This is a genomic window from Tessaracoccus defluvii, from assembly GCF_014489575.1.
GTDB lineage: Bacteria > Actinomycetota > Actinomycetes > Propionibacteriales > Propionibacteriaceae > Arachnia > Arachnia defluvii.
In genome coordinates, this window is record NZ_CP060789.1 from 2,373,579 (window position 1) to 2,389,565 (window position 15,987).

The window sequence follows — 15,987 nt, forward strand, 5'->3', positions numbered from 1 at the left end:
GCTCAGCGCACCGGCACCGTCGACTCCTCGACGTCGCCGAGATCCCGCAGCGCAGCGGCGGCCGGCGCCGCGACGAGTTCGGCGAGCTCCGCAGGCCACACCGGGTCGGGCAGATCGGCGAGCCGGTGCCAATCGGTGCCGACGCGGCGTTGGCGCTCGCGCTCCGTCAGCCCGGCCGCGACCGGCTCAAACCGTTCGACGTCGATCCGGTAGAAGGTCTCCTCCTGGATCAGGATCCTGTCCGAATAGCCGTGCGTGACGCGGCGGACGGCCAGCGGGGCCCCCAGGTCGACGACCTCGAGGGCCAGCCCGGTCTCCTCGAGCAGTTCCCGCACCGCCGCCTCAGCAGACCCCTCCCCCGGGTCGATCCCGCCGCCGGGGGTCTGCCAGAAGCGGGAGCCGGGCAGTCCGGGGTCGGTGTCGGTCTGGAGCAGCACCTCGTCGCCCGCGACGACGATGACCCGCGCGCCGCGGCGGCGGGTGACGGGTCGCTCAGCGGGCGACGCGGGCATACGAAACCTCGTCGTCGATCAGGTCGCGCCAGCTCGTGACGAGGTCGGCGTCCACATAGGCCTTGAACGACCGGCCGGGCCGGGCCGGGGAGCCGATGTGGAAGGCGCGCACGCCCGCCCGGACGAGCCACGGGACGTGCTCCGGCGCGAGGCCGCCGCCGGCCATGATGAGGCGCGCCGCCTCGGGGTCGTTCCTGGCGCGGCGGACGAGGTCGTCGAGGCCGTGCTCGACACCGCGCGCCGAGCCTGCGGTGAGCACCTGGTCGAGGCGGTCGAGGCCGCGCAGGTCCGCCCAGGCGCGCTCCTGGTCGAGGCAGTGGTCGATCGCCCGGTGGAACGTCCACGGGAGCGGCGAGTCGGCGATGAGTTCGTCCACCACCTCGCGGTCGATGCGGTTCAGGCCGTTGAGGAAGCCGAGCACGAAGCCATCGGCCCCGGCGTCGGCGTAGGAGGCGATCAGCCCCTTCAACCGGGTAGCCTCGCCGCCGTCGGTGCCGAAGCCGGCGCGGAGCCGGACCATGGGCCGGATCTGGATGGACGTGGCACGGCGGGCCTTGTCCACGGCGCGGGGTTCAGGCGACAGGCCGTCGTCGTCCATGGTGCCGAGCAACTCGATGCGGTCCGCACCGCCAGCCTCGGCGCGCTCCGCGTCGGCGGCGTGGAGCGCGATGACCTCCAGCAGACTCATGTCGACATTGTGCCCGTCGCGGCCCGACAAGGGGCGACGACCCGCGCAACTCCTCAGCCCTCATCTCTTCCAGACATGACCCTGGACTACCTAACACGTTTGAGTTAGGCTCATCGCACCATCAGCGTCAAGGGAGAACTCATGTCCGACACCGCCTCCGCGCAGGGTCGTCCCCTCGTCCACTTCATGCCCGCCCGCAACTGGATGAACGACCCGAACGGGCTCGTCCACGCCGACGGCGTCTACCACCTGTTCTTCCAGCACAACCCTTCCGGCGAGGCGTGGGGGAACATGAGCTGGGGGCATGCCACCTCGCCCGATCTGGTGACGTGGACGGAGCGTCCTGTCGCCATCGAGCAGGGCGTCGCCGCTGACGGCACCCCCATCGAAGGCATCTTCTCCGGCTCCGCGGTCGTCGATGTCGACGACACCGCCGGCTTCCGCACCTCCCCCGACGGCCCGGCACCGCTGGTGGCCATCTACACCTCCGCACACACCCCCGAGCACCCCACGCTGCCGGGCATCCAGGCGCAGTCGCTGGCCTACAGCCTCGACGGCGGCGTCACCTGGCTTCGGCACGCCGGGAACCCGGTCCTCGACCGTGGCTCGGCCGACTTCCGCGACCCGAAGGTGTTCCGCTACGACGGCCCCGCGGGCAGCTACTGGGTCATGGTCGCCGTCGAGGCCCTGGACAAGAAGGTCGTGCTCTACCGCAGCGACAACCTGCGCGACTGGACCTACCTGTCCGAGTTCGGGCCCGCCAACGCGACCGGCGGCATCTGGGAGTGCCCCGACCTGTTCGAGCTGGCCGTCGACGGCGACCCCGCCACCACCAGGTGGGTGCTCGTCATCAACCTCAACCCCGGCGGCGTGGCGGGCGGCAGCGCCGGCCAGTACTTCGTCGGCGAGTTCGACGGCGTCACCTTCCGCAGCGAGTCCACGGTCCCGGCCGATCCGGGCCTGGAGCCCGGGAGCAGGGCCGAGCTGGAGCGCTACGACTGGCTCGACTGGGGCAGCGACTACTACGCCGCCGTCTCCTTCTTCGGCACCGGCGGCCTCGACCACCGCGTCATGGTCGGCTGGCTGAACAACTGGGAGTACGCCCACGCGCTGGCCGTCGGCCCCATCCTCCGCAGCCGCATGGCGCTGCCGCGCCGCGTGGAGTTGGTGACGACCCCGACCGGCCCCCGCCTGCGCCAGAGCGTCGTGCCCGAGCTCGCGGGCAGGCTCGCGACCGACGCGGCCGTCCGGCGCGACGGGGCCACCCTCGACGGCGTCACCCCCCTCGATGTGGCAGCGACCGCGGCCCACATCAGCGTCACCCTCGCGCCGGGCACCGCGTCTACGTGCGGGCTCCGCCTCCTCGGCGACGATGAGCACGGCACGCTCGTCGGCTACGACGCCCGCACCGGCCGGGTCTTCGTCGACCGCAGCGCGGGCCGCGACCCCGGCGTCGGCGACGCGTTCCTCAGCCGGGACGAGGCGCCGCTGCCGGCGACCGCGACCGACGGCCCCGTCCACCTGGACGTGTACATCGACGGCGGATCGGTCGAGGTGTTCGCAGCCGACGGCCTGCGGACGATCACACAGCTCCAGTTCCCGCCCAGCGGCGCCGGCCGCATCGACGGGTTCGCCACCGACGGGGTGGCCGAGCTCGTCTCGCTGACGGTGACGCCGATCATCTGATCCCCCGGCTCTGCCGGCCGCGCGTCGTCGTGGATCCGGGCACGAAGCTGGCTCAGGCCGCCGCTGTGTGCATATGCGCACAGCGGCGGCTCCACGGAGAAACGTGCACGGGCGTCGGGGGCGCGACCGGGGCCGGGTGGGCCGCTGACACTAGACTCGGGCGGTGCCCCAGCCCATCCTCCGTCCCCCGACGCCCGACGACGCCGAGGCGTGGTTCACCTTCCTGCTGGCCGAGCAGGTGCGCACCTATGACGGCCTCGTGCCCGCGACGTTCGCCGAGCAGCACCTCGAGGCCCGGGCGGAGTGCCTCGCCGACCTCGCCGCGTCGTTTGCCTCCCCGGCACCGCCCGCCGCCTCGTCGCCGAGGCCGACGGCGAACTCGTCGGGGTCGCCGGCATCGTCGATGCGCCGCAGGACTGGGAGATCGGCGCCGGTTTCACCCCCGCCCCGGCGGCGCGGCAGCTGGAGCGGCTCTACCTCCGACCCGACCAGCACGGCACCGGCCTGGCCGCCGCCATGTTCGCCGACGTCGACGACGGCCGCGCGCTGTACCTCTGGCTCATCGACGGCAACGCCCGCGCCCAACGCTTCTACCGCCGTCTGGGGTTCGTCGACCTCGACGAGCGGCACCTCGCCGGCAGCAGCTGGGGCGGCACGCCCATGCACCGGATGGTTCGGCCGGCCGGCGGCTGACGGCCGCCGGGCACATCCCCGACCCGGGAGTGGCACTGTGACCCCCACCGGGTATCGTCGAACCGTGGCAACAGCGACGGCGACACGGGGCGGCATCCGCGGCGGCGCGTGCCGTCGCGCGGTCGTGCTGGGGTCGCTTCTCGCCTTCGCCCTCATCGTCGGCCTGCTCACCGTGTGCACACTCAACGCGTGGGGCCATTCGCACGATGCCCCGGTCGCCGCCCCGGCGGCGCACCATGCCGACGCGGGCCTTGCCGCCCCCGCGCCGCTCGGCTCCGAGGGCCCCGAGCACGCGCCCGGGGCCGCCGCGGCCCTGTGCGCCATGGCGCTGCTCACCTTCGTCGTGGCGCTCGGGCTGCCCCGTGCCGACGCGTCCCGCGTCGAGCCCCGGACCCGCCGGGCCGCTGTGACGGTGTCGCGGCTGGTCCGACCGGCCCCGCCGCCGTCCCTCCTGGTTCTCTGCATCAGCCGCACGTGACGCTCCGGCGGTCGTCCCGACGGCGCCGCCACCACGCCACACCCCCGCGCCCACGCGCGACCCCACGCAGACATCACAGGAGAACACCATGAAGGCCCCCTCGCCCTCGCCGCCGCAGTCTTCGCCGCGGCCACCCTCGCGCTGGCCGGCTGCGCCGCCGACGCGCAGCCCACCCCCACCACGGGCCAGTCGTCCCCCGCGTCCGCCGACGAGTTCCTCCGGACCCACGACCTGGCAGGCCTCGACGCCCGCCAGATCATCGACCGGCTCGACGCCACGCCCCTGGCCGAGCGGCCGACCGACCTGATCGCCTCCGTCCGGCCCGACGAACTGCTGCTGAAGGGTGCCGACGGCGCCGAGTTCACGCTGCCGATGCCCGCCGACGAGACGTACGTGTCCTTCGCCCCCTACGTCGAGCAGACACACGACTGCTACTTCCACAGCCTCACCACCTGCACCGGTGAACTGCGCAACGCGGTCGTGGAGGTGACGGTGACCGACAACGCGACGGGCGAGGTCGTCCACGAGGCGGAGGCCACCACCTTCGACAACGGCTTCCTCGGCCTCTGGCTCCCCCGTGGGCTCGACGGGACCCTGACGGTGACCGCCGACGGCCTGACGGCCACCGCGCCGATCGCCACCACCGGCGCCGAGGACGCCACCTGCCTCACCACGCTGCAGCTGGCCTGACGTGGCTCCGGCCCCGGTCAGGCCGGCGCGGAGGGCTGCACCAGCACCGCCACCGAGCGGCCGGGAATGCTCAGCGTGCCCGACGGCGCATCCCACGTCGTCCGCGTCAGGACCGGATCACCGCCTGCCAGCAGCAGCGGCGCCAGCGACAGCCGCAGCCCGGCCATGCCGTCGACCTCCTCGACGATCGTCTCCGGGGAGGCGTTGAAGGCGACCAGCAGCCCGTCGAGATCGGGGTCGACGTCGCGGCCGCGGGTGTCGTCGATGCGCAGCAGGATCAACCCGGCGCTCTGGCCGGGGCCGGCGTTCGGAAAGCTCACCTTGGCCCGGATGCGGCGCGCCGACCCGAGCCGCAGCAGCGGGTAGGCGCGGCGCAGGCGGAGCAGGTCGAGCGCCCGGGCGTGCGCCTCGGCGATGTCGGCGGGCGACGGCGTCAGCGCCGGGTCGGCCAGCAGCGGCCGCATCGCTGCCCACTGGGCGGCATTGTGGGAGGCGGGCGGGAGCCCGACGCCGAAGTTGTTGCGCCGCATGGCCCAGTCGAGCCGGTTGAAGTGGTCGCCGGAGTTGAACGAGTCCCGGTCGAGCGACTTGGAGCGCAGCAGGTCGGTGCCCGCGTGCCAGAACAGGGGCGATTGGCCCAGCGCGACGGTCGCCAGGGCGAGGGTGTTCATCCGGATCCTGGCGGCCATCGGGGTGCCGACGGGGAGCTTCCAGATGCCAATGTCGAAGAGGGTCTCGTTGTCGTGGGCGTCGACGTAGGCCAGCGCCTCGTCCGGCTCCTCGGCGTAGCCGGCGGGCAGCCCGTTGTAGCCGAGCTCGGCGCCACTCTGGACGCGGCCGTCTCTCGTCTCGAAGGCGTAGTCGCGGAGATTTCCGGCCAGCGAGAGGCGGATCAGGTCCTGCCGGTGCAGCAGGTCGGCGCGCTGCTGCTCGGGCGTCGCCGTCGAAGCCCCGTTGGGGTCGCTGAACAGGCCGGTGCCGAAGCCCTGCCCGGCCACCTTGTCCGAGTCGAATGGGGAGCCGCCGAGGACGGCGTCGCGGAGGCGGTCGTTGAACGTCGCGATGTGGGTGCCGGCCAGCTGCCCCTGCGTGGCCTGCCGGAAGCGGGCGTTGCCCGCGACCTCCCCGAAGTCCCAGCCCTCGCCGTAGAGGAGGACGGCGCGGCCGTCGACGCCGTCGGCCTCGAGGGTCAGTGCGTCGAGGGCGTTCCTGACGGCGAGCAGGTTGGCGCCGGAGTGGTGGCCCATGAGGTCGAAGCGGAACCCGTCGACCCGGTAGGCGGTGGCCCAGGTCACCACCGAGTCGACCATGAGCCGCTCCATCATGGCGTGCTCCGTGGCGGTGTTGTGGCAGCAGGTGGAGTTCTCGACGGCGCCCCTGGCGTCGAGGCGGTGGTAGTAGCCGGGCACGATCCGGTCGAGCACGGAGACCCGTCCCTGCCCGGAGTCGGCGGTGTGGTTGAACACCTGATCGAGGACCACCTGGTAGCCGGCGCGGTGCAGCGCGCCCACCATCTCGCGGAAGGCGACGGTGCGGGCGCCACCCTCCTGGCGGTCGGCGGGGGCGTACGAGCCCTCGGGCGTCGAGTAGTGGAAGGGGTCGTAGCCCCAGTTGTAGGCGTCGTGGTCGGCCACGGCGACGACGGCGGCCTGCTGCGCCTCGTCGGCCGGGCCCGCCTCGGGACGACGGCGACCCGCTGCCGGGCGCGGTCCTCCTCGATGGTGGCGATGTCGAAGCACGGCAGGAGGTGGACGGTGTTCATGCCCGCAGCGGCCAGCTCGGCGAGCCGGGTCATGCCGTCCGAGTCGGGCACCGTGAACGCGGAGTAGGTGCCGCGGAGCTCCTCGGGGACGGTCTCGTCGTGGGCGGAGAAGTCGCGGATGTGGAGTTCGTAGATGGCGCGGTCGACGCGCCGTTCGACCCGGGGGGCCCGCGTGTCGGTCCAGCCCGCGGGGGCCAGCGCCGGGTCGGCCAGGTCGACGAGGACGGAGCGGGTGGAGTTGACGGTCAGGCCCACGGAGTACGGGTCGGTGACCTTGCTGGTGACGACGGCCCCCACCGACGGGGCGTAGACCGTGACGGCGAAGCGGTAGCGGGCGTCCCGCCAGCCCGGTTCCCCCGTGACACTCCACACGCCGTCGAGGCCGCGGGCCATGGGCAGCGACACCGGCGCGTGCCACCGTCGGCCGGGTGCCGCCGCGGAGGTCTGCTCGAGTAGGAGCCGCACCCCGGTCGCCGTCGGCGCCCACAGCCGCACCGTGGGCACACCGTCCCGGCCGAAGGAGGGGCCGAGCGTGGAGGCGCGGGCGGCGTCGGCGTAGAGGTCGTCGAGGACGCCGGGGAGTTGCACCCCGGTCAGGAGCCGCGGCTCGCCGCCGGGGCCGCGTTGGAGGACGGCGACCTGCCCGAGCAGGGCCCGCTCGATGTCGGCCCGGTCGGCCGCCACCCGCAGCGCGAGGTAGCCGGCGAGGTGGCCGCGGACCTCCAGCTGCCGGACGGTCAGGCCGGACGGATCGAGGGCGAGGCCGGCGATCCTGACGGCAGGGGCGCGCCGGGCCGCGACGACGCCGTCGACGACGGAAAGCCCGCCGGCAGGGGCGGCCCACAGTTCCCAGGTGACGGCGGTGGGATCGGGGGCAAGGTCGGCGGGCCAGGCGATCGTGGCGCGGTCGACCCAGTGGGCGAGGAAGTCGACGGCGTCCATGGGGCCAGTATGACGGCGGACGGGGGCGGCTACCCGTGCGGGGCGACGGCTGCGGCGAGGGCGGCGTGCGCCAGCTCCCGCGGGATGCGTTCCTGTTCGAGGCGCAGGTCACCGGCCCGAAGTTCAGCGAGCGCGGAGAGCTCGTCGAGGGTCAGGTGCCCGATCTCGCCGCGGTAGGGCGGGGTTCGGTGACGGCGAAGTCGCCCGCCGCGCGCAGGGTCTCGACATCCATCAGCACCGAGCGGGTCTGCGGCAGCGCGGCGCGCACCCGGCCGAGGATCTGGAAGCCGTAGGTGTCGAGATCGCCCCAGTAGACGACGTCGGCGCCGCGGACCCAGTCGACCTCGGCGAGGGTGGGGGCGGCGAACCCCATGCCGTGGATCGCGACCGTCCCCGGCAGCGGCGGCAGCGTCGCCACGGTGGTGAGGTTCTCCACGACGAGGACGACGGCCGAGACAAAACCGAGCCGGGCAAGCCCCGCGAGGTCGACGCTGAGGCCGGTGTTGTCAGCCGCAGCGGCGAGGTCGCGGACGAGGAACCCGATGCCGCGGCGCCTGAGCCCCGTCCCCGTGCCCGTGATCGACGCGGCGAGGGGCTCGATCGCCGCCCGGTGCCGCTCGACCCACTTGGTGTCGATGCCCACCACGGGCAACTCCCGCTCCCAGATCCCCGAATCGGGGTGGGCGGAGATCCAGCCGAGCACCGCGTGCAGCCGCGGCACATCGTCGGCCTCGAGCGCCAGCATGCCGCGTGCGGCGGCGGCGATCCCCGCGGCGAGATCCAGGTCCGGCCACCCCCGGGTCAGCCCGTCGACGGCCTGGCGGGCGATCGCCCAGCCGGCGGTCTGCCCCACGAGCCCGGCCACCAGCTCCCCCGAGGCCCGGACGCGGGCAGGGAGCCGCTGGGTGCCCATCGACGGCCACCGCCGCGACACCCATTCGACGGTGGCACCGGGGCGGGCGCCGAAGCGCTGCCAGGACGTCGCCCAGGCGGCGACCGCATCGGGACTGGCCAGCGCCTCCGCCTGCGTCGGCGGGTGCAGCGTCCAGTCGAGGTCACCGTCGGCCACGCCCGCCAGCCAGTCCGGGTACCGGCGTCGCCACTGCCTGCGGGCGAAGGCCACGAAGTCGTCGACGCTCCTCACACCAGCGTCTCCTGCTCTGCCTCCGCCGCCGGCGTGGACGCCGGCCGGGCGAGGTCGTAGTGCAGTTCCTGCAGCGTGGATCCCCGTCCCGGCTGGTTGGTGACCATCACGACGCCGCCGACGTAGTCGTCGATCGTCTGCAGCATCTTCATGGGGGTGGCCAGCAGGAGCTGGAACCCGAAGGTGCGGAACACCTCGAGCCCGGCCTGCGTGAAGGTGTGGTCGGCCTTGTCGAAGGCTTCGTCGATGACGACGAGCGCGTAGGTCGGCTCGGTGTGTCCCTCGGGCGCGAGCTGGAAGCGCAGCGCGGCTGCGAGGCAGAACGTGACGAGCTTCTGCCGCTCGCCGCCGGAGCGGCCGCCCGACCCGGTGTAGACGTCGACCTGGACGCCGTCGTCGTCGACCACGCTGGCCTGGAACGCGACGTGCTGACGGGTGTCGAGACACAGCTCGCGCCAGGACCTGTCGCCTGGATCGGCGGAGCCGAGCCGGTCGAGGAGCCGCTCCATGTGGGTGAACCTCTCCTCGGCGGCGCGGCGTTCGTCGGTGGCTTCGGCGCCGCCCAGGTCGAGCAGCGAGGTCTCTGTGATCCTGCCGAGGTCGCGGCGGAACTCGTCGACCACCGGCAGCGAGCGGTCCAGCACCTTGATCTGCAGCATGCCCTCTCGGCTGAACCGGGTCAGCAGCAGGGAGCGGTTGACGTCGTCGACCCGGCTGCGGATCTCGGCACGGGCGTTGCGGATCTGGGAGGACAGCATGGTGATGTTGTTGCGGGCCTGCCGGTTGAGCAGGTCGAAGAAGCGGTCCTCGAATTCGGGCAGCCGGTCGGCCTCCAGCTCGTCGAGCCGGCCCAGGAACTCGGGCAGGTACTCACGCGTTCCTGCCCAGTCGGCGGCGGCCGCGGGCCAGTCGTTGCGGTAGGCGTCCATCAGGCGCCCCGCCTGCCGGTCGGTCCGGGCGATGGCCTGGGTGAGTTCGGTGGAGCGACGGTGGAGCCGGTCCCGCAGGCGGGCGTCGAGGTCGGCGTCGGCGAGCCCGGCCGCCTCGCGTGTCAGGGCGTCGGCCACGTCGACCGGGACGGGCGGCGCATCGGCCAGCCGGGCCGCGAGCCGCTCGGCCTCGGTCGTCTTTGCCGCGACGGTTCCCGCGTGGCGGTCCCGCGCCAGCCGCAGGTCGCCCACCTGCCGGTCGGCGAGGGCCTTGGCATCGCTCGCACGCTCGTACTCGGCCGAGAGACGGGCCAGATCCCGGTTGTCACTGCGCAACTGCTCGAGCCTGCGGTCGACACCCGCGATGCTCTCCTCGTGGGCGGCGGGGTCGATGTTCTCCCACTGAAGGCCGTCCAGGCCGCGGAGCGCACCGGAGCGGGCCTCGATGTCCGCCTGCTCGTCGTCCAGCCGGCGCAGGTCAGCCTCGATCCCGTCGAGTTCGGCGTTGACCCGTGCCAGTCGTTCCTCGAGGTCGGCCTCCTTCGCCCCCGTGGAGAACCCGAGGACCCAGCGGGAGCGGTCGTCGACGCGCCTGCGGTCGTCCTTCTCGTGCAGCCCGGCCGAGTGCTTCACCTGGCCGTTGACTGTAACGGCCCGGTCGTGGTCGCCGAAGGCGGTCGGGTCGGGGACGCAGGCGTAGCGAAACCGGCGTTCCAGCCGCTCGGCCACCCAGCCTGCGTACTCCGAATCGGCCACCTCCAGCTTGCCGGGAAGCAGGTCGGCCTCGACGGGCTGGACCGCCCCGTCAACCGGCTCCACCCGCTCATACACCAGCCGCGTGTGCAGGTGTTCCCGGTCGATGTACTCGGCGGCTGCCCGGTAGTAGCCGGCGGGGATGACGAGCGTGCGGGCGAAGCTGCCGAGCACCCGTTCGATGGCACCCGTCCAGCGGGCCTCGTCGGCGCGGACCTGCAGCAACTCGCCGACGAACGGGAGCCGGCCGGGCTGCACCTGCAGCACGGTCGCCAGGTTCTCCCGGACGGCCAGCAGCCGTGCGTCCAGGTTGGAGCGGTGCCGTCGCAGGGCGGCGAGGTCGTCCGCCAGGCGCCCCCGCCGACCGGTCGCCTCGCCCTTGGCGGTCAGCCGCTCCCGCTGGGCCACCGAGAACGCCTCGCGCCGCGAGACCAGCGCCTCCCGTTGCCCGGCCACCTCGTCGGCGAAGCGGCCGACGTCGGCGGCGCTGGAGGGGGCCGCCAGCCCGAGCAGTCCGGCACAGTGTTCGACGCGGGCCCGCTCGGCGATGACCCGGTCGCGGTCCGCGACATGTCCGGCCCGCACCTTCTCCAGCAGCGACACGTCGCCTCCGCCCGAGTTGTCGAGGGCCTGCTGGCAGCGGCGCCGCTCCTCCTCCGCGACCTTGACCGCCGTCTCGGCGGCGCCCACCTCGGCCTCGAGCCTGGCCGTCACCGGCTGGAGGGTCTCGAGCTCGTCCCGCACCGCCGTCAGCCGCCGTCCCCACAGCCAGGCGTCCAGGTGCACGGCCTGCAACTCGACGGCGCGGTGGCGCGTGTCCAGGTCGCCCAGCTCGGCGGCGAGCGGCCGCAGCGGGAGCAGCGCGTCCACCTGGTTGCGGGCGTCGACGACGGTGGTGTGGGCCGAGCGCAGCTCGCCGAACTGCTCGACCATCTGCTCCGCCAGGTCGAAGGTGCCGGGCCCGTCGAGCATGAAGTCGCGAAACAGCGCGTCGAGGTTCGTCAGGTTCTTCGCTGACTGGGTCTTGTGCAGCAGCACCTGGGCCTGCTCGGAGCCGATGCCGAGCAGGCGGCGGAAGCGTTCGGAGAACGAGCCGTACTTGTCGGCCGGGTACGTGTGCCAGTCGGGGAACGCGGCCTTCAGCTGGCGGTGCTCGATCCCGTTGGCGACGAAGCCCTGGAGCGCGAGCAGGTCGACCTCACCCGGCGCGACGGCGAACAGGGACTTCAGGTCCTCGCGCTGGGCGGAGCTGCCGCTGATGTGGAAGAGGCGCACCAGGCTCGTGGCCGTGCCGGCCGCGTCGACGAAGGTCAGCGCGATCCCGCTCCACGTCGGCCCCTTGCGGAGGAACGCAGCCCCGACCTCGCCCGTCTCCTCGTCGGCCTCCCGCTTGTGGGCGCCGCGCACGTACGTGACGAGGCTGCGGTCGTGGTCGCGGGTGTCCGTGCCTTGGGCGGCGGCGTTGAAGCGGAGCTTGCCGGGCGCGACGAGGACCGCGGCCATGGCATCGAGGACGGACGACTTGCCTGCACCCGAGGGGCCGGTCAGCAGCATGCCCTTCCACGGAACGGCGAAGCTCCACTCCCCTGTGAACGTGCCCCAGTTGATGAGTTGGACGCGGGCGAGCCGGTGTTGCGTCATTCTGCGGCCATCCTCTCGAGGTCGGCGGTGACGGTGGCGACCTCTTCCGCTCCGAAGACGAGCCGCAGCACCGGGGAGATCTCCCACCGGTCGTCGACCTCGGCACGCAGCAGGATCGAGTTGTCCGTCATCTTCGCGATCGACCGCGCCACCTTTGCCTCCTGGGCCTTCTTGTCGGTGCTGTCGCTGGCCAGGAAGCCGCGCAGCTGGTCCTCGATCTCGTCGCGGCCGACGAACACGCGACCCCCGCGCCCCTGGCCGGCGAGCAGCAGCCGCCGCAGGTAGAGCACGAGGACGGTGTCGAGGAGGGTCAGGGGCTGGCGCCGCACCACCTTCGGGGCGTCATCGACGGCCAGGTTCCGGACGAAGGCGACACCGGAGTCACGGTCGATGACCAGCTCGAGGTACAGGTCGGCCAGCCGGGAGCGCACGACGGGCTCGTTTCGCTCCAGGGCCGCCCACAGCTTGGCGTGCTCCTCGGCCCGGACATAGGGGCCGTTGAGCAGCTTCAGCAGCAGTCTGCGGGTGCCGGGGTCGAGTTCGCCCGGGTCGTCGGGAGCCTCGACCGGCTCGACGTCGTCGTCGAAGTCGTCCGGTTCGCCGTCGGCTCTCCTGGGCGCACTGTGCAGGCTCATGGCTGGCTCCACTGGGTCGGGACGTCGGTGAACACGTAGCGCGGGGCGGAGACGGTGCGGCGGCTGCCCTGCGAGGAGGTCCAGACCCATTCCTCACGGCCGGTCGCCACCGTCGCGTGGTTCTCGGCCAGCACCAGCAGGCCGACGATCGAGGCGAGCCCCTGCGAGGCCGGGTGCGCCGCCAGGACGTCTCCGACGGTCGCGCCGGGCGCGGCGGTCACCGTCTCGGCGATCTGCCGCTCCAGCTCCGGGAAGTCGATCTCGGTGAGGCGGACCAGCAGCCGCAGCGCCTCCAGGTCCAGCTCGGGCACCTCGTTGGCCACCACCTTGTCGGCGGTCCGCAGGTCGGCCGGGTTGTGCAGCGCCCAGGCCCCCACCGACGAGATCCGGGTGGAGGTGAGGTCGAGGTCACGGCCCAGGGGGGCGGTCGGCGGGTGCCGCTTCAGCGCGGCGAGGGCGGCCTGGTCGGCCCTGCTCAGCGCCTCGGCGAGCCGCTTGTGTTCGCGGTACTCCTGGGTCTCGACGAAGCGGCGGAGGCTGCGGGAGAAGTCGGTGAGGCTGCGGCGCACCTGGTGGCTCTCCCGTTGCAGCACAGTGAGGTACCGGCGCAGGAAGACGACCTCCGCCGCGGGCAGGGTGCCCGTGAACCGGCGGTCGAGGAGCGCCTCGACAGACGCATCGAAACGGTCGGCCAGCACACTGTCGAGCAGGAGTTCGTGGAAGGCGTTGAAGGTGCGCCCCGCCTCGCTCGTCTCGATGAGGTCGACGCCGGAGAAGACGTCCTCCAGGACCCCGCCGCGGGAGCCGTCGTTGTTGATGATCTGCTCCCGCAGGGAGCCGTTGAGCGACTCGAGGTCGTCGGCCACCTTCGCGAAGTCGCCCGGTACCTCGCCGGCGAGGCGCAGGATCTCGGTGAGCCGTTCGCGGGCGATGAGGTCGTCGAGCGGCTCGTAGTCGCCGGCCTCGATGCGGGCGATCTCCCTGTCGATGCGGTCGCGTTCCTCCCGCAGCCCCTGGACGCGGGTGGTGGCGTCGGGGTCCGACTCGCGGGCGAGCGCGTCGAGAAGGCCGGTCACGTTGCTCAGTCGGGAGGAGGTCACGGCGGAGCGCGACTCCTGCGCGCTGCCGACGAAACGCACCACGTCGGCCGCGGAACGCGAAAGTTCCACGGTCTCCTCGCGGGCCGCGGCCCCCGGACGGCGGACCAGGTAGCCGCTCGCCACCCAGTCGGTCGCGTACTCCTGGGCCGTGCGCGGGAGGGCGAACCCGGCGTCGCGCAGTTCGTCGAGGTCCTGGGCCACCTGTTCGACGAACTCGGCGTACCCGATGACCCGCGTGGACCCGAAGCGGTGCCCGAGGACGGCCACGACGACGGGAAGTAGGTCGGCGCGCAGCAGCCGGAAGGGGCCATCGACGGCCCGACGGACCGTGACGGCCCGCGCAGCGACGCCCGGTTCAACCATGATGAGGAGGGTACCGCCCGCAGCGCACCCCGCGCGGCGCCGTCATCGACGAACGACATGGTGACGCCGGGTACACATCACCTGGGATACGTACGATTTCGGGCGTTTCGTGTACATGTCCGCCGACACGCCAGGAGGGCGGCCCCTGAACGGGACCGCCCTCCTGGCGTTGACGTTGTGCGTCAGGTGCGGATCAGAAGCCGCCCATTCCGCCCATGCCGCCCATCTCGTCGCCACCGGGCATCGCAGCAGCCTTCTCGGGCTTGTCCGCGATGACGGCCTCGGTGGTGAGGAACAGGGCCGCGATCGACGCCGCGTTCTGCAGCGCGGAGCGGGTGACCTTGGCCGGGTCGATGATGCCGCTGGCGACCATCGACACGTACTCGCCCGTGGCCGCGTTGAGGCCCTCGCCGGCGGGAAGGTTCGCGACCTTCTCCGCGACGACGCCGCCCTCGAGGCCGGCGTTGACGGCGATCTGCTTCAGCGGAGCCGAGGCGGAGGCGAGCACGATCTGCGCGCCGACGGCCTCGTCACCGGTCAGGTCGAACGACGTGGCGGCAGCGGCCTGCAGCAGCGCGACGCCACCACCGGGGACGATGCCCTCCTCGACGGCAGCCTTCGCGTTGCGGACGGCGTCCTCGATGCGGTGCTTGCGCTCCTTGAGCTCCACCTCGGTGGCCGCGCCGACCTTGATGACGGCGACGCCGCCGGCCAGCTTTGCGAGGCGCTCCTGGAGCTTCTCGCGGTCGTAGTCGGAGTCAGAGTTCTCGATCTCGCGACGGATCTGGGCCACGCGGCCTTCGATCTGCGCGGTCTCGCCCGCACCCTCGATGATGGTGCACTCGTCCTTGGTGATGAGGACGGAGCGGGCCTGGCCGAGCAGGTCGAGGGAGACGGCGTCGAGCGACAGGCCGACCTCCTCGGAGATGACCTGGCCACCGGTGAGGATGGCGATGTCGGTCAGCATGGCCTTGCGGCGGTCGCCGAAGCCGGGGCCTTGACGGCGACCGACTTGAAGGTGCCACGGATCTTGTTGACGATCAGGCCGGCGAGGGCCTCACCGTCGACGTCCTCGGCGATGACCAGCAGCGGCTTGCCCGACTGCATGACCTTCTCCAGCACGGGCAGGAGATCCTTCAGCGAGGAGATCTTCGAGTTGGCGATCAGGATGTACGGATCGTCGAGGGTCGCCTCCATCCGCTCCGCGTCGGTGACGAAGTACGGGAGATGTAGCCCTTGTCGAAGCGCATGCCCTCGGTCAGCTCGAGGTCGAGCCCGAAGGTGTTCGACTCCTCGACCGTGATGACGCCTTCCTTGCCGACCTTGTCCATCGCCTCGGCGATGATCTCGCCGACGGTGGTGTCAGCGGCGGAGATCGACGCGGTGGCGGCGATCTGCTCCTTGGTCTCGACGTCGATGGCCATGTCGGAGAGCTGCTCGACGATCGCGGCGACCGCGATCTCGATGCCCTTCTTCAGGCCCATCGGGTTGGCGCCGGCCGACAGGTTGCGCAGGCCCTCGCGGACCATCGCCTGGGCCAGCACGGTGGCGGTGGTGGTGCCGTCGCCCGCGACGTCGTCGGTCTTCTTGGCGACCTCCTTGACCAGTTCGGCGCCGATGCGCTCGTAGGGGTCCTCGAGGTCGATTTCCTTGGCGATGGACACGCCATCGTTGGTGATGGTGGGGGCGCCCCACTTCTTCTCAAGGACGACGTTGCGGCCCTTGGGGCCGAGCGTCACCTTCACTGCGTCGGCAAGGGTGTTCATGCCGCGCTCAAGGCCGCGGCGTGCGGCCTCATTGAACTCAATCAGCTTTGCCATGGTTCTTCGGGAGTCCTCCCGTCGGTGGGGTGTGGCCACCCCGGATGTTCTGTCTGGGATCGAACCGCGAGTGCCCGCGACGGACGGCTGTTGCCTCACCGGCGATTCGGTAGCACTCCCCACAGGAGAGTGCTAACCCCATTATTAGCAC

At 72.3% G+C, this 15,987-nt stretch carries 12 protein-coding genes and 1 pseudogene; 4 read left to right on the forward strand and 9 right to left on the reverse strand.

Features of this window, described 5'->3' with window-relative positions; translation table 11 throughout:
• Nucleotides 1-2 precede the first annotated feature (2 nt).
• Nucleotides 3-512: an NUDIX hydrolase gene (locus tag H9L22_RS11395; protein ID WP_187720030.1), complete on the reverse strand. Its 510-nt coding sequence runs from the start codon at nucleotides 510-512 to the stop codon at nucleotides 3-5.
• Nucleotides 493-1,200, reverse strand: coding sequence for a copper homeostasis protein CutC (locus H9L22_RS11400; RefSeq protein WP_187720031.1), 708 nt, complete (start codon nucleotides 1,198-1,200; stop codon nucleotides 493-495). Before H9L22_RS11400 ends, H9L22_RS11395 begins: the two co-directional genes overlap by 20 nt.
• Nucleotides 1,201-1,341: 141 nt before the next feature.
• Here H9L22_RS11400 and H9L22_RS11405 point away from each other — a divergent pair, with 141 nt between their 5' ends.
• The 4 genes from H9L22_RS11405 (at nucleotide 1,342) to H9L22_RS11420 (ending at nucleotide 4,747) form a co-directional block, all read left to right on the forward strand.
• Nucleotides 1,342-2,886, forward strand: a complete 1,545-nt coding sequence (locus H9L22_RS11405) for a glycoside hydrolase family 32 protein (RefSeq protein ID WP_187720032.1) — start codon at nucleotides 1,342-1,344, stop codon at nucleotides 2,884-2,886.
• Nucleotides 2,887-3,189: 303 nt separating this feature from the next.
• A complete protein-coding gene (locus H9L22_RS11410; protein WP_187720033.1) occupies nucleotides 3,190-3,579 on the forward strand; it encodes a GNAT family N-acetyltransferase in 390 nt (129 codons plus the stop codon).
• Nucleotides 3,580-3,643: 64 nt separating this feature from the next.
• On the forward strand, nucleotides 3,644-4,057 hold the full coding sequence (locus tag H9L22_RS11415; RefSeq protein ID WP_187720034.1) for a hypothetical protein: 414 nt from the start codon (nucleotides 3,644-3,646) through the stop codon (nucleotides 4,055-4,057).
• Between the two features lie 255 nt (nucleotides 4,058-4,312).
• The gene (locus H9L22_RS11420; protein WP_264292626.1) at nucleotides 4,313-4,747 is read left to right on the forward strand and encodes a CueP family metal-binding protein; all 435 of its coding nucleotides are present in this window, start codon (nucleotides 4,313-4,315) and stop codon (nucleotides 4,745-4,747) included.
• Nucleotides 4,748-4,764: 17 nt separating this feature from the next.
• Here H9L22_RS11420 and H9L22_RS20080 read toward each other — a convergent pair whose 3' ends face one another.
• The 7 genes and pseudogenes from H9L22_RS20080 to groL form a co-directional block, all read right to left on the reverse strand.
• Nucleotides 4,765-6,072 (reverse strand): alpha-1,6-glucosidase domain-containing protein, encoded by a 1,308-nt coding sequence (locus H9L22_RS20080; protein WP_320060617.1) that lies wholly within the window; start codon nucleotides 6,070-6,072, stop codon nucleotides 4,765-4,767.
• Complete coding sequence (locus tag H9L22_RS18935; protein ID WP_226965813.1) at nucleotides 6,069-7,451, reverse strand: hypothetical protein; 1,383 nt, start codon at nucleotides 7,449-7,451, stop codon at nucleotides 6,069-6,071. Before H9L22_RS18935 ends, H9L22_RS20080 begins: the two co-directional genes overlap by 4 nt.
• A 151-nt stretch (nucleotides 7,452-7,602) precedes the next feature.
• A complete protein-coding gene (locus H9L22_RS11430) occupies nucleotides 7,603-8,595 on the reverse strand; it encodes a DUF3322 domain-containing protein (protein ID WP_187720035.1) in 993 nt (330 codons plus the stop codon).
• On the reverse strand, nucleotides 8,592-11,918 hold the full coding sequence (locus H9L22_RS11435) for an ATP-binding protein (protein WP_187720036.1): 3,327 nt from the start codon (nucleotides 11,916-11,918) through the stop codon (nucleotides 8,592-8,594). The genes H9L22_RS11430 and H9L22_RS11435 overlap by 4 nt, the downstream gene beginning before the upstream one ends.
• A complete protein-coding gene (locus H9L22_RS11440) occupies nucleotides 11,915-12,553 on the reverse strand; it encodes a DUF4194 domain-containing protein (RefSeq protein WP_187720037.1) in 639 nt (212 codons plus the stop codon). Before H9L22_RS11440 ends, H9L22_RS11435 begins: the two co-directional genes overlap by 4 nt.
• Nucleotides 12,550-14,016, reverse strand: a complete 1,467-nt coding sequence (locus H9L22_RS11445; protein WP_187720038.1) for a DUF3375 domain-containing protein — start codon at nucleotides 14,014-14,016, stop codon at nucleotides 12,550-12,552. Before H9L22_RS11445 ends, H9L22_RS11440 begins: the two co-directional genes overlap by 4 nt.
• 193 nt (nucleotides 14,017-14,209) lie before the next feature.
• Nucleotides 14,210-15,836 (reverse strand): annotated as a pseudogene (groL, locus tag H9L22_RS11450) (chaperonin GroEL).
• Nucleotides 15,837-15,987 lie beyond the last annotated feature (151 nt).